Origin of the sequence: Bordetella genomosp. 4, assembly GCF_002261185.1 — a bacterium.
Taxonomy (GTDB): domain Bacteria; phylum Pseudomonadota; class Gammaproteobacteria; order Burkholderiales; family Burkholderiaceae_B; genus Bordetella_A.
In genome coordinates this window covers 143,462-157,549 of record NZ_NEVQ01000003.1, presented here as the reverse complement: position 1 = coordinate 157,549, position 14,088 = coordinate 143,462, and the positions used below count along the sequence as shown (strand labels likewise).

12 protein-coding genes are annotated in these 14,088 nt (G+C 59.8%); 5 read left to right on the top strand and 7 right to left on the bottom strand.

From position 1 onward, the window contains the following. Nucleotides 1-142 precede the first annotated feature (142 nt). The 4 genes from CAL20_RS03220 to CAL20_RS03205 form a co-directional block, all read right to left on the bottom strand. Nucleotides 143-1,174 (bottom strand): LacI family DNA-binding transcriptional regulator, encoded by a 1,032-nt coding sequence (locus CAL20_RS03220; RefSeq protein WP_094819885.1) that lies wholly within the window; start codon nt 1,172-1,174, stop codon nt 143-145. Beyond that, nucleotides 1,171-1,938, bottom strand: coding sequence for an SDR family NAD(P)-dependent oxidoreductase (locus tag CAL20_RS03215; RefSeq protein ID WP_094819650.1), 768 nt, complete (start codon nt 1,936-1,938; stop codon nt 1,171-1,173). Before CAL20_RS03215 ends, CAL20_RS03220 begins: the two co-directional genes overlap by 4 nt. Next, the gene (hisD, locus tag CAL20_RS03210) at nt 1,935-3,260 is read right to left on the bottom strand and encodes a histidinol dehydrogenase (RefSeq protein WP_094819649.1); all 1,326 of its coding nucleotides are present in this window, start codon (nt 3,258-3,260) and stop codon (nt 1,935-1,937) included. Before hisD ends, CAL20_RS03215 begins: the two co-directional genes overlap by 4 nt. A 202-nt stretch (nt 3,261-3,462) precedes the next feature. Beyond that, nucleotides 3,463-4,248: a MetQ/NlpA family ABC transporter substrate-binding protein gene (locus CAL20_RS03205; RefSeq protein ID WP_094819648.1), complete on the bottom strand. Its 786-nt coding sequence runs from the start codon at nt 4,246-4,248 to the stop codon at nt 3,463-3,465. 231 nt (nt 4,249-4,479) lie between these two features. Here CAL20_RS03205 and argB point away from each other — a divergent pair, with 231 nt between their 5' ends. From argB to slmA, 3 genes are read left to right on the top strand one after another with little or no spacing between them, the layout of a single operon-like run. Further along, nucleotides 4,480-5,382, top strand: coding sequence for an acetylglutamate kinase (argB, locus tag CAL20_RS03200; RefSeq protein ID WP_094819647.1), 903 nt, complete (start codon nt 4,480-4,482; stop codon nt 5,380-5,382). Next, nucleotides 5,382-6,131 carry a pyrimidine 5'-nucleotidase gene (locus CAL20_RS03195; RefSeq protein WP_094837176.1) on the top strand — a complete coding sequence of 250 codons (750 nt, stop codon included), beginning with the start codon at nt 5,382-5,384 and terminating at the stop codon, nt 6,129-6,131. Before argB ends, CAL20_RS03195 begins: the two co-directional genes overlap by 1 nt. Before the next feature lie 45 nt (nt 6,132-6,176). Next, on the top strand, nt 6,177-6,749 hold the full coding sequence (gene slmA, locus CAL20_RS03190; RefSeq protein WP_094819645.1) for a nucleoid occlusion factor SlmA: 573 nt from the start codon (nt 6,177-6,179) through the stop codon (nt 6,747-6,749). A 923-nt stretch (nt 6,750-7,672) separates the two neighbouring features. On the opposite strand, the gene CAL20_RS03185 is transcribed toward slmA, so the two are convergent. Next, nucleotides 7,673-8,839 (bottom strand): mandelate racemase/muconate lactonizing enzyme family protein, encoded by a 1,167-nt coding sequence (locus CAL20_RS03185; RefSeq protein WP_094823862.1) that lies wholly within the window; start codon nt 8,837-8,839, stop codon nt 7,673-7,675. A 167-nt stretch (nt 8,840-9,006) separates the two neighbouring features. Between CAL20_RS03185 and CAL20_RS03180 the strand changes: the two genes are divergently transcribed. Then, complete coding sequence (locus CAL20_RS03180) at nt 9,007-9,915, top strand: LysR substrate-binding domain-containing protein (RefSeq protein WP_094837175.1); 909 nt, start codon at nt 9,007-9,009, stop codon at nt 9,913-9,915. Nucleotides 9,916-10,131: 216 nt separating this feature from the next. After that, complete coding sequence (locus CAL20_RS03175) at nt 10,132-12,015, top strand: ABC transporter ATP-binding protein/permease (RefSeq protein ID WP_094837174.1); 1,884 nt, start codon at nt 10,132-10,134, stop codon at nt 12,013-12,015. Here the strand turns inward: CAL20_RS03175 and CAL20_RS03170 are convergent. Next, entirely contained in the window at nt 11,943-12,710 is a 768-nt protein-coding gene (locus CAL20_RS03170; protein WP_094837173.1) for a phytanoyl-CoA dioxygenase family protein, read from the bottom strand. The two genes, CAL20_RS03175 and CAL20_RS03170, sit on opposite strands and share 73 nt — an antisense overlap. Before the next feature lie 134 nt (nt 12,711-12,844). Then, complete coding sequence (locus tag CAL20_RS03165; RefSeq protein WP_094823773.1) at nt 12,845-13,966, bottom strand: AI-2E family transporter; 1,122 nt, start codon at nt 13,964-13,966, stop codon at nt 12,845-12,847. Nucleotides 13,967-14,088: the final 122 nt, after the last annotated feature.

Sequence of the window (14,088 nt, the reverse complement as noted above, 5' to 3'; positions counted from 1 at the left end):
GCGAACGAGAAAGCCCCCGCGCTGCGCCCTCGGCCTGCTGCGCCCCAAGCGGGTGCTTTTGTTTTGAAACTGTCCGGCAACGAAAAAACGGCTGATCATATTGTCTCCTGCAAATCATTGTCGGCGTGTTCAATACACGCCGTTAAAGGTTGTTGTGTTTCGGTTTCGATCTGACGGTCGCACGCTCTATGAGATCGCAAGGCACGACCACGTCGCGCGGCCGCAGCTCGGCCTGCATCTGTTCACGCAGCAAGCTGACGGTGGCATCGACCATGGGCTCGACTTGTTGGCGCACGGTCGTCAATTGATATGCTCCCCAAGCCGCCTGGGGGACGTCGTCAAACCCGACCACAGCGACGTCCTCGGGGATGCGCAAGCCAATCTCCTGGCGCAGCACGTCCAAGGCCGCAATGGCCATATGATCGTTGCCTGCGAACAAAGCATCGGGACGAGCATCACCCGCAAACATGCGACGCACTGCGGCCTGCGCAAGGTCAAAGTTGTAGTGCCCCACCTCGCGGTAACCGACATCGTGCCCCAGTTGCTGCAACGTATCGCGATAACCACGCTCCCGCTCGATGCTGGTAGACGAATCCTCGAGCCCGGCGAGATAACCAAAGCGACGATACCCCCGTTCAACCAGCAGCCGCGCGACCTTGGCGCCTCCAGCATAGTTGTCCGAAGTCACTGAGCTGCTGGCATGCCGAGCCAGCCCACCCAGAATGGATACCCGGTTGAACTGCACCACCGGTACGCCGACCTCGGCACAACTCTGCGCGACGTTAGACGACAGCATGGCCGAGGCCATCACGATGCCATCGACTTGATATTGCAAAATCTCTGCCAACACGCCGTCCGCGGCCTCGTCGACCTCGGCAATGAACATCAAGACGTGATAGCCCTCTTTCTGCAATTTTTGCGAAAGCTTTTCGATGACCAGCGGGTAAAACTGGTTTTCGAGATAGCTCATCACCAGCGCTACGATACGGCTGCGGCGCGTAATCAGACTGCGCGCCAAGGCATTGGGCCGATAGCCCAGCCTCTGCGCCGCGGCCAGCACCTTGCGCCGCGTTTCCTCTGACACGCTGGCCCCGGGCGTAAAGGTGCGGCTCACCGCGGACTGCGACACCTGCGCCAGATCGGCGACATCCTGGGCACGAGGTGCGGTTTTCATGCGGCGGTCCATCCTGCATCCAACATCAACGCACTGCCTGTCATCAGGCTGGATGCATCACTGGCCAGAAAGACGATGGCTCCCATCACCTCTTCCAGCCGGCCGACGCGTCCCAATGCGTTACGTGCACAGATCCAATCACGGAAACCGGGCTCCTGCAGCATGCCTGCAGTCATCGGCGTTTCAATGAACGTCGGACATACCGTGTTCACGCGGATATTCGCGCCGCCCAGCTCCCATGCCAACGCACGCGTCATCCCTTCCAGGGCGTGTTTACTGGCACAGTACAGGGTGCGGCGCGGGCTTCCCACATGTCCCATCTGGGATGAGACATTGATGATGGACCCCGCCAATCCTGATTTCAATAAACGGCGCGCGACTGCACGGCTGGTATAAAAGGCGGCCTTCACATTGAGATCGAGCACGGCGTCGATATCCTCGACGGGTTGTTCGACCAGAGGCTTGGGGCGATTCATCCCGGCGTTGTTCACCAGGATATCGAAGGGCTCACCCTGTTCGATCGCATGGTCTACCGCGGCCGCGTCCGTCACGTCCAGCACCATGGGCGCGCAGGCGATACCCTCGGCGCGCAGCGCCTCGCACACCTGCATCAACTCAGGCTCACGCCGCGCCGCTACCGTCACGTGCGCACCGGCACGCCCCAGCGCGGCCGCCGCCGCCAGCCCGATCCCGCCGCTGCCGCCCGTGACCAGCGCGCGGCGCCCGTCCACACGAAAATCGGGGCCTTTGGGCAAGGCAATCATGCGTCCGCCTCGGCGTCGACCGGTTGATACCACGGCAAATCGGGACGATTACCATAGCGGCGCACGCGGATGTTGGCCTGCTCGCCGTGCCCGGCGAAATTTTCCATATGGCACAAGCGCGAGCAATATGCTCCCATGGTGGCGCTGGCCTCGTCCGTCAACACGCGTTGATAGGTGCAGGTCTTCAGGAACTTGCCTACCCACAAGCCACCCGTATAACGCGCATTGCGATTGGTCGGCAGCGTGTGATTGGTGCCAATCACCTTGTCGCCAAAGCTCACATTGGTGCGCGGCCCGAGGAACAGCGCGCCGTAGTTGGTCATGTTGTTAAGGAAATAGTCCGGATCGCGCGTCATGACCTGCACATGCTCGGAGGCAATCTCGTCAGCCACCTGCAGCATTTCTTCATAGCTGTCGCAGACGATGACCTCGCCGCAATCCGCCCATGAAACCGCGGCAATGCCCGCCGTCGGCAGAATCGCCAATTGCCGCTCGATCTCGGCCATCGTGTCGCGTGCCAGTTGCTCGCTGTTTGTCAGCAGCACCGCGGGCGAAGTCGGTCCGTGTTCGGCCTGGCCCAACAGATCGACAGCACACAATTCGCCGTCGACGCTGTCATCGGCGATCACCAGCGTTTCCGTCGGACCCGCAAACAGATCGATGCCCACACGGCCATACAGTTGGCGCTTTGCCTCGGCCACAAACATGTTGCCGGGCCCGACCAGCATATCCACAGGCGCCACGCTGGGCGTCCCGACTGCCATGGCCACCACCGCCTGCACACCGCCCAGCACCAGGATCTCGTCTGCACCAGCCATGTCCATGGCCGTCACGATGGCGGGATGCGGCTGACCTTGATAAGGCGGCGCCGTCGACACGATACGTTTTACGCCCGCGACCTTTGCGGTCAGCACGCTCATGTGCGCCGAGGCGAGCAGCGGATACTTGCCGCCCGGGATATAACATCCGACCGCATTCATGGGCACGTGCTTGTGGCCCAGCACCACTCCCGGATACGTTTCGACTTCGACTTCACGCATCGAGTCGCGCTGTATCTGCGCGAAATTGCGCACCTGAGTTTGCGCGAACGCGATGTCCTCGATTTCCCGATCAGACAGCTGTTTGCGAGCCGCCTCGATTTCGGCGCGCGACAAACGAAAATCTGCGGGATCCCATTGATCGAACTTGCGGCTGTATTCCCGCACCGCCTCGTCGCCACGCGCCTCGATGTCTCGGATGATGCCTTCGACCGTCGCTCGGACTTTGGCGTCGTCATCCGTTTTTACGGCAGCGGTCCTGCCACGCTTCAAATAGCGAATCATGTTTGCATCCCTGCAAAGGTCAGTGAATCCATAAAGTGGCTGCACTTTCGACGCCTTGCATACGTATGCAAATAAGGGAAAACCCGTAATTTCATGCGATAACAACACATAAAAAAAGCCGAACCGGAATCCCGGTTCGGCTTTTTACCGCTGCGCCATCCTCAGCCCGCCCTCATGGGCAAGCCTGGATATCTGGTACGGCTTAAAACGCCGGCACCACCGCGCCCTTGTACTTTTCCTCGATGAATTTCTTCACTGCGGGAGTGTGCAGCGCGTTGACCAGTTTCTTGATGGCCGGAGCGTCCTTGTTGTCTTCGCGCGTGACCACGATATTCGCGTAGGGCGAATCCGCCCCCTCGATGAACAGGGCATCCTTGGTCGGTACCAGGCCGGCTTCCAGCGCGTAATTGGTATTGATCAGCGCCAGCGCCACGTCATCCAGTGCACGCGGCAAGATGGCCGCCTCGAGTTCGCGGAACTGCAATTTTTTGGGATTTTCGGCAATATCCAGCGGAGTCGCCGTGATATTGGTCGGATCTTTCAGCTTGATCACGCCCTGTTTTTGCAGCAATAACAAAGCGCGGCCGCTGTTGGACGGGTCATTCGGGATCGCAACCGTCGCGCCCGAGGGCAAATCGGCCAGCGATTTCAGCTTGCGCGAGTAACCGCCGAAGGGCTCGACGTGCACCAGGCCGACCGCCACGAGTTTCGCACCGCGATCCTTGTTAAAGGTATCCAGATAAGGCTGATGCTGGAAAAAATTGGCATCCAGTTCTTTATCGGCCAACTGCAGATTGGGCTGCACATAGTCGCTGAACACCTTGATGTCCAATTCCACGCCTTCTTTGGCCAGCTCGGGTTTGACGACCTCCAGAATCTCGGCGTGCGGCACCTGTGTCGCGCCCACCACCAGCTTTTCGGCATGAGCGGCGCCGGCCAGGAAAAATGCAGAGGCCACCAGGGCCGTCCGGACAAAGGGGAAGCGCATAAATAACCTCGTAAAGTAAACAATCACAGGCCTCGTGAGCCGTGGCCGTTGCAAAAACGCCCTCAATTTACCTGAATAGCAGTTATTTGTCGGGCATAACAACATAGGTTTTGGATATATGGCATACGCGCGGTCTACAATCTGCCGTATGCTTGCCCTGGCAGCGCCGATTTCTACGCGCCGGCGCAGGCATTTTCATTTTTCCTGACCTTCTGACTGAGTTTTTTTGCCATGACCGACACCCCCGATCCTGCCGTCGTTTCGTCGCCCGCTCTAAAGGCGGCCGTTCTTTCCGAAGCGCTGCCGTATATCCGACGATTCCATGGCAAGACCATCGTGGTGAAGTACGGCGGCAACGCCATGACCGAAGAGCGCCTGCAACGCAGCTTCGCCCACGATGTGGTGCTGCTCAAGCTCGTCGGCCTGAACCCTGTCGTCGTGCACGGCGGCGGCCCGCAGATCGACGATGCCCTGCGCCGTGTCGGTAAACAAGGCACGTTCATCCAAGGCATGCGCGTCACAGATGCCGAGACGATGGAAGTCGTCGAATGGGTGCTGGGCGGCCAGGTCCAGCAAGACATCGTCATGATGATCAACGAAGCAGGCGGCAAGGCCGTCGGCCTGACCGGCAAAGACGGCATGTTGATCCAGGCCAAAAAGAAACTGATGGCCAACAAGGACAACCCCGCCGAGCCGCTGGACATCGGGTTTGTCGGCGACATCACGCAGGTCGAGCCCGCGGTGGTCAAGGCCCTGCAGGACGATCAGTTCATTCCGGTGATTTCGCCCATTGGTTATGGCGAGGACGGTACGGCCTACAACATCAATGCGGATGTGGTGGCTGGCAAAATGGCCGAGGTCCTGGGCGCAGAAAAACTGCTGATGATGACCAATACCCCGGGCGTGCTGGACAAGGCCGGCAAACTGCTGCGTACCTTGTCGGCCCAGACCATCGATGAGTTGTTCGCCGATGGCACCATCTCTGGCGGCATGCTGCCCAAGATTTCGTCATCATTGGATGCTGCGAAAAACGGCGTGAATTCGGTCCACATCGTCGATGGCCGCGTACCTCACTGCCTGTTGTTGGAAATCCTGACCAGCGAAGGCGTTGGCACCATGATCAGCTCGCATTGATGCGAGCCCAACGCTATCTGTTGCGGCCCGCGGCGCGCCAGCGCCGCTCGCGCCGCATTGCCACGGGCGTGTCCGAACGCCTGTGGCTGTTCGATCTGGACAACACGCTGCACGATTGCTCACACGCGATTTTTCCGCGTATCGATCATGGCATGACCCGTGCTGTCGCCGAATCGCTCAATGTCGATATCGACACGGCCAATCAATTGCGCTCGAAGTATTGGCGGCGCTATGGGGCGACCGTCATTGGCATGGTGCGCCATCATGGCGTCGATCCTCATGCCTTTCTGCGTCTGAGTCACGACTTTGACGTGCGTCCGTTGATCCGTGCAGAGACGGGCCTGGCGGGCAAGCTGCGTCAGTTGCCCGGGCGCAAGGTCCTGCTCACCAACGCGCCGTTTCACTACGCGCGCGACGTGCTGAGGCACCTGGGCATCTTGCGGCATTTCGACAGCATGTGGGCCATTGAGCATATGCGCTTGCATGGCGAGTTTCGTCCCAAGCCTTCTGCTGCCTTGCTACGGTACGTCCTGGCGCACGAAGGCGTGCCTGCGTCGCGAGCGGTCCTGGTCGAGGACACATTGCCCAATCTGCGCGGCGCTCGCCAGGTGGGCTTGCGAACGGTCCATGTCTATCACACGGGCACGCCTTTCGCACGCCGCAACAACCAACGTCCGAGCTATGTCGACTTGCGGGTAAACTCGGTCAGTGATTTACTGCTCCGTCGCCGTCCGCTGCGCGTGGTATAGCGGGCATTCATTCTTTTCCTTGATTCAGACCAACTGTAGTCAGCCATGGCCAGCAAACCCGGCGAGCGCAAGACCCAGATCCTGCAAACCCTGGCAGAAATGCTAGAGCAACCACACGCGGCACGTATCACCACGGCTGCGCTGGCGGCGCGCATGCAGGTATCCGAAGCAGCGTTGTATCGACATTTTGCGAGCAAGGCGCAGATGTTTGAGGGGCTGATCGAATTCATCGAGGTCAGCCTGTTCACGCTGGTCAATCAGATCGTCGCAGCCGAGCCGCATGGTGTGGGGCAGGCGCGCAAAACGGTGTCGATGCTGCTGGCGTTTTCAGAACGCAATAAAGGCATGACGCGCGTGCTGACGGGGGATGCGCTGGTGACTGAGGATAATCGGCTGCAGGAGCGGATCAATCACATCAATGATCGGATTGAAGCTTCGTTGAAGCAGTCGCTGCGGGTTGCGGTGACTAACGGGGATCTGCCGGTTGATACGGATGTCAGTGCTCGGGCTAGTTTGCTGACGCATCTCGTATTGGGGCGGTGGTTGCGGTATGCGCAGAGTGGGTGGAGGGTGGTGCCTACGGGGCATTTGGATGAGCATTTGAGGGTGATGTTGTAGGGGGTGGGGCGGTTTTGGTGCTATTGGCGTCGATGCGGGGCAGTGGCTGCGTGGGGGCTTCACGTTGACGGTCCGGCGCGCGGGCGCCGGACACCGCGTTCGCTCACCTCGTCCGGCCCGTTCGGGCCTACCTACGGTGTCCGCTCCGCTCGCCAACGAGGCGCCCCCACGCAGCCACTGCCCCGCATCGACTCGCAGTAACTCAAGCTCATCACATCGCTGGCACGGGTTTCTTGCTTGGCATTCTTCTGCATCAGTCTGGGTGAAGAGAAAGATCTTGCAGGGCTGCGATGAGCGGGTGCCCTGCACACCCGCTCACCGCGTTCGGGATCTGCATGCAGAGGCTGTGGCACCGTTACTCGACAAAAGATCTCTCGAGTCACATTGACGTAATGCCACGCATGGCACTCGTTGTAATGCCATCATGGTTAGCCCAAATCACGTCCGCGGATGAACTCTGATCCAGAACACGGGCATGCTACGGATATGCCGCCGGGAAAAGTGCCCTACGCATCATCGCCGCAAGCCTCACTCGCGGCCAAGCAGATATTCCAACTAGGCACCACGCCACCCCGTCGCATGCCCGGACCGATCGCTTGAGGTGGCCGCGCAGGGCGGCCGCCGAAAGCAGCACCGCAAGATCTTTCTCTCTACCAATGCGGCTGCGAAAAAACGCCAAGCAAGAAAGTCGTGCCAGCGGTGCAGAGAATTCTAATTGCTGCTAGTCGAGCCGAGGCAATCGGCCCGGCCGGGCGCCTCAAAGTCGAGTGGAGCGGACGCTGAAGGGAGGCCCGAAGGGGCCGGACGAAGCGAGCGAACACGGTGTCCGGCGCCCGCGCGCCGGACCGACTTTGTGAAGCCCGGCCGGGCCGATTGCCTCGGCTCGACGACCAATAGAACTCCCTCCTTCACGCAACACACCTTTACTCCGCCAACGCCTTCATCTCCGCATACAAATCCGCCTTCCCCTCAAACCCAATCCCCGGCAATTCCGGCAAGGTCACGATACTGTCCTTGACCTGCACCCCATCCGGAAACCCCCCATAGGGCTGGAACAGATCCGGATACGATTCATTGCCCCCCAATCCCAGCCCTGCCGCAATAGCGAGCGACATTTGATGGCCACCATGGGGAATGCAACGCGAAGCCGACCAGCCGTTTTCTTTCAACATATCCAAGGTACGCAGATACTCCACCAGCCCGTAGCTCAACGCACAATCGAATTGCAGCCAATCGCGATCTGGACGCATGCCCCCGTAGCGGATGAGGTTGCGCGCGTCCTGCATGGAGAACAGGTTCTCACCTGTCGCCATCGGCCCTGCGTAATGATTCGCCAGTTCCGCCTGCAAGGCATAGTCCAGCGGATCACCAGCTTCCTCGTACCAGAACAGGTCGTATTGAGACAGCGCCTTGGCATATTCCACCGCTGTCTTTAAATCGAAGCGGCCATTGGCATCGACAGCCAGACGCTGCCCTGGTCCGAGCAGTTTCAATACCGTCTCGATCCGCTCGCAATCCTCGGCCAAAGAGGCCCCGCCGATTTTCTTTTTCACCACGGAATAACCACGATCCAGATAGCTTTGCATTTCGCGACGCAATCCATCCAGACCCTGCCCTGGCCAATAATAGCCACCGGCGGCATAGACGAAAACGTCGCGGTTCGGCGTGCCATTGCCATAGCGCTCGGCCAGCAGTTGATAGAGGGGCTTGCCTTCGATTTTGGCGACGGCATCCCAGACCGCCATATCGATGGTGCCCACCGCCACCGATCGCTCACCATGACCGCCAGGTTTCTCGTTGGTCATCATCGTGGCCCAGATTTTATGGGCGTCCAGGTTGTCGCGCTCATCGTCGAGCAGGCTGGCAGGATCGGCCTGTAATACACGCGGCGCGAAACGCTCGCGGATCAGGCCGCCCTGGCCATAGCGCCCGTTGGAATTGAACCCGTAACCGATCACCGGCTTACCATCGCGGATGACGTCGGTCACCACTGCAACCAGGCTGAGCGTCATCTTCGAAAAATCGATGTAGGCGTTACGGATATTGGATTTAATCGGACGAGTCGATTCACGGATGTCGACGATCTTCATGAGCTGGTCTCCGGTCACTGATGAGTTCTGGTTCGCGCCGATGTCCCGGCGATCGATGCAGCGTATTATCGAGGTCGTGCGGCAGCCTTGCCCAATGCTGTTTTTTTCTGTTTTCATGCTTTGCCGGCATAGCTTTTAATAGCCCGCGGCATCCTCGGAGCAACCCCATGAATTTGTCCTGGCTGGAAGACTTTCTCGCATTGGCTGCCAGTGGCAATTTTTCGCGCGCAGCCGAAGACCGCCACATGACACAGCCAGCATTCAGCCGCCGGATCCGTGCGCTGGAGCAATGGCTGGGCGTAGAGCTGTTTGACCGCAGCACGCATCCCGCCACGCTGACCGAGACAGGGGCCTGGTTCCGCACTACCGCACAGGAAATCCTGGGGCGTGTCGCGCGCGTGCCCGATGAGGCGCGCGCTGTGGCCTCGGCGGGCTCGGCCACCTTGCGCTTTGCCGCCACGCATGCGCTTTCGCTGACGTTCCTGCCGCAATGGCTGCGGGGCCTCGAGTCGCGCACATCCATCGGGCCCATTCAATTGGTGTCCGACATGCTGCAGCAATGCGAAGCCTGGATGCAGCAAGGCCGGGTGCAGTTTCTGATATGCCACACGCACGCGCAGGCGCCCAGCCGCCTGGATACCCCTGGCTATCGATTATTGAAAATCGGCACCGATACCTTGATCCCGGTGTGTGCTCCCGATCGTGCCGGCCGTCCGCGTCATGCCTTGTCCACCCACGCGCGCAAGGCCATTCCCATGTTGACCTACAACACCGAATCCGGGCTCGGCCGCTTGATCCGCGCCCTGCTGGGACCCGCTCTGCAACGCGCTCGCGTAGAACCCGTTTTCACGGCTCATCTGGCCGCTGTGCTGAAAAACATGGCGCTCGATGGCCGAGGGGTGACATGGCTGCCACAAAGTCTGATCGCAACCGATCTGCAAGAGGGCCGCCTGGTCGAGGCGGGTGACGCTGACTGGCAAGTCATTGCCGATATCTGCCTGTTCCGCCCCAACAGCACACTCACCCCTGCGGCCGAAGCGTTCTGGCTCGCCGCGCAAACTGCACATTGCCCGTGACGCTGCATCGCCATTCAACTGGCGTTCAGGGAACTATTCAACGATATCCGCTCTAATTTTCCATGAGTAGCGGCATGGGGCTAGCCCGACGCCGCACGCTCGCAATAGGACTCATCGCGAAAAGAAACCGATGCTGCGCCTTTGGCTTGCTGCCAAACGCGTTGTTTTTGCGGCAGTCCTGCGACTAAAAAGAACTCACGGCAAGGCAGGCGTTTCATGGATCTGGATTGGCATCAGCAACTGGGCAGCAGTCTGCTCTGGCTGACATACAGCTTTCTCATCGCAGGCAGTGTCTCGGCTATCTCGATTTTCATCTTGGCGCGCACCACGACCTGGGGCCGGCAATTCTGGCGTCTCACGTGGCCATATCTCGATCCGAGGCGCAGTTATAAACCACTGCTCAGTCTGGCACTACAGCTGTTCCTGGCCTTAGCCGCCGTACGCATGACCGTGTTGTTTTCGTATTGGTACCAAGGGTTTTACAACGCCCTCCAGGCGCTCAACGCCAAAGCATTCTGGCTCATGCTGGGCATATTCGGCGTGCTGGCCACCGTACACGTCGCACGGGCGTTGATTGACTACTATGTCGGTCAAGCCTTTGAGATTCACTGGCGCGTCTGGCTCAATGAACGCCTGACACAAGATTGGCTGGCGGGCAGCGCCTATTATCGCGGCCAGTTCCTCGATCAGCCTGTCGACAACCCCGACCAACGCATTGAATTGGACATCGCGGCATTCATCAGCGGATCGCGCAGTCTCGCGTTCGGTGCGATCAGCGCCATCGTGTCGCTGGTGGCATTCACGCAGATTCTCTGGAATCTATCCGGCCCCCTGTCGTTAGGCAGCATCGAGATTCCCCGCGCCATGGTCATGCTGGTCTATCTGTACGTCATCGTGGCCACACTGCTGGCATTCAAGATCGGGCATCCTCTGATCCGTTTGAATTTTCTGGCAGAACGCCTCACCGCAAACTTTCGCTATGCCCTCGTGCGGCTGCGCGAAAACGCGGAGAACATCGCGTTTTACCAAGGCGCCGCCGTCGAACAGCAGACCCTGGGTGCGCGCTTTGCCGCCTACATCAGCAACCAATGGGCGTTGATTCGCCGTACCTTGAAGTTCAGCGGCCTGAACCTCGCCGTCAGCCAGATCGCGGTGGTGTTCCCGTTTATCTTGCAAGCGCCCAGATTTTTCAGTGGCGCCATCAAACTCGGCGATGTCATGCAAACCTCGCAAGCCTTCGGCCAAGTTCAGGATTCGCTATCGTTCTTTCGCACCTCGTACGACACGTTTGCGCAGTACCGTGCCACGCTCAGCCGGTTGGATGGATTCCAAGAAGCCAATCAACAAGCCCGCTCACTGCCGCATGTGCAAACGCAATCACTGGCCGATGCGTTGCGCATCGAGAACATGAGCGTCTATCGCCCGGATGATCGCGATCACCCGTTGCTGCGCGACTTGCATCTGCAGCTATCACCGGGCGAGACCTTGTTGATCAAAGGTCCATCCGGCAGCGGCAAGACCACGCTATTACGCGCGCTCGCCGGCCTGTGGCCCCATGCTGAGGGCCAGGTACAGCGCCCTACACAAGCCGACGCGCTGTTCCTTTCGCAACGCCCCTATCTGCCGCTAGGCGACTTGCGTACGGCATTGGCCTATCCCGCCACCGCCGCTGCAGCCGACGATGCACGCCTCATCACCGCATTGCAACACACCCAACTCGCACATCTGGTCACGGCGCTGGACCTGACCAACGATTGGTCGCGCGTGCTCTCGCTCGGCGAGCAACAGCGATTGGCGTTTGCACGCGTTTTGTTCAATCGGCCCGCCATCGTCTTTCTGGACGAGGCGACCTCTGCCACCGATGAGGGGCTGGAACATGCGCTCTATACGCTGCTGCGCACCGAGCTGCCTGGCAGCATGCTCGTGAGCGTCGGACATCGCAGTACGCTGGATGCGTTTCACACCCAGGTACTGCGGTTGGACGGCCATGGAGGTTGGCGACTACTTGCCGCAGATCGCGCCGGCACTCACGTCGCCAGCGGTACTCCTGGCACCGACGCCGAGCGCGTTCCCGGCAACGGCGTTGTGGTCTGCGGATAATAGGTGTGAACCAAGGACAGCTTCACCTGATCACTGCTGTTCTGCCGTGCAGCGTGCAAGGTACGGCAATGAAAAAATACAACATCGCCGGGCTGCAGTTCCGGACAGACAGCACGCTCGATCCAATTCTGATTTTCCGGCAGATCCGCGCGAAAGAACTTCTGTTCGTCGAACTGCGATGCTGAAAATGAGGCTGCATGCGACCCAGGCAGAAAGAACAGTCCGCCATTGTCGGCCGTCTCTTGTCCCAAGGCCAGCCACGTCGACACCAAGTCATCGTCAGAGAACGACCAATAGCGAATGTCCTGATGCCAGCCCGTCAAGCTGCCATAGGCAGGGTGCTTGGTCATCACGCAATTGTGATGCACTTTGGACAGCACAGGCGTATCGGCAAAATAGGTATGCAGCCACTTCGCCACCACAGGCGAAGTAGCCCAGGCTTGAAACAGAGGACCGCGGCCATACGCATTGAGCAGCCGGCGCGCCGTGGCGCCGCCCTGTGCCTGGCGCGAGGCAGGCGCACCGGGATACTGCACATCAGCCTCGTATTCCAGAGGCTCGATCGCCTCGGCCAATTGACGCTGCGCCTCGGCTCGTATGGCTTTCACCGTATCCGGTGACGCTAGCTGGCGAGCCACGACAAAACCTTGATTGCGCAAAGTGGCGACTTGCTCCGCCACGGATGATGCAGACATTTTTTCCTCTACAGAAACACCGGGCTGTCCCACGTTTCTTGCCTCTCATCAGAGGCTGGCCGGGCGCAGCCCGGTCTTGGGGGCGCCCAGTGATATCAACGCGAATGCGTCGATATAAATGCCATCATATCGCTTTACGCGCGCTCGTCGCGCTGCAGCGCGGGGTCAATGTGGTCATTATTCAACTGGCCAGCATCGCGCTCACGCTGCACGTTTCGTACCCATTCCCGCCATACAGCGACCAGCAGCGCCATCAACACCGGCCCCACAAAGAGACCGACAATGCCCATGGTTTTAACGCCGCCGATCAGCCCAAAGAACGTCGGCAGAAACGGCAATTTGACCGGCCCGCCCACGAGCCGCGGGCGCAGGGTCTTGTCGACGATGAAAAGCTCGACCGTGCCCCAGACAAACAAGGCAATGCCCGCCACCAGATGCCCCGATCCCACCAGATACAAGGACACCAGCGTAAATGACAACGGCGCACCGCCAGGAATCAAGGCCATAAAACCCGTTACTACCCCCAACAACACAGGCGACGGCACACCGGCAATCCAATACGCCAAACCCAGCACAACGCCTTCGCCCACGGCAATCAGGCTCATACCCGTGACGGTCGAGCCCACTGTTGCCGGCACCACGCGAGAAAACCGCAGCCAACGCGAGGGCAGGATGCGCTCTCCCAGGATATCCAACTGACCGATCATGCGATCGCCGTCTTTGTAAACAAAGAACAGGGTGATCAACATGAACACGACATTCAGCAGCAACTGGAACGCGTTGCCGGTGGCGGACAACACCATGCGATAGATGTTGCCCAGATGCTCGCCGCTGACCATTTCGACGAGAGTCCCCAACGCATGAGGCTCGCCCAGGTAGGTGCGCCAATATTCGGACAGCCGGTCGCCGAAAATAGGCATGGACGAAATCCAGACGGGCACCGACACTCCGTGGCGATTAGCCGCCAGTGCCCAGGCGATGAAATTGCTGGCCTCCTGCACGGCATAGGACAGTGCCAGCGACAGCGGCACGATCAACACCAGGATCACGCCTATCAGCGCCAGCGAGGCCGCCAGCATGGTGCGCCCGCCGCATGCGGCTACGATGCGCTGAAACAATGGCCATGTCGCCAAGCCGATGATCAGCGCCGCCAGGGCGGGCACCAAAAATCCACTCAGAAAATAGACGCCGGCCAACAGCACCAGCAAAAGTAGCCAGCGGGCAATCAAATACGCGGGAAGAACGGGCTGCTGCATAGAGTGGGCCAATGAGGCGTAAAGGCAACCGCCCAAATATACAGTACGCACAGGTATGGCATGCCCGCCCCCCGGCGCCTGCCGCCCGGCGGGCCGGCCCTGATCCCGGCCTGCCTCCGCCC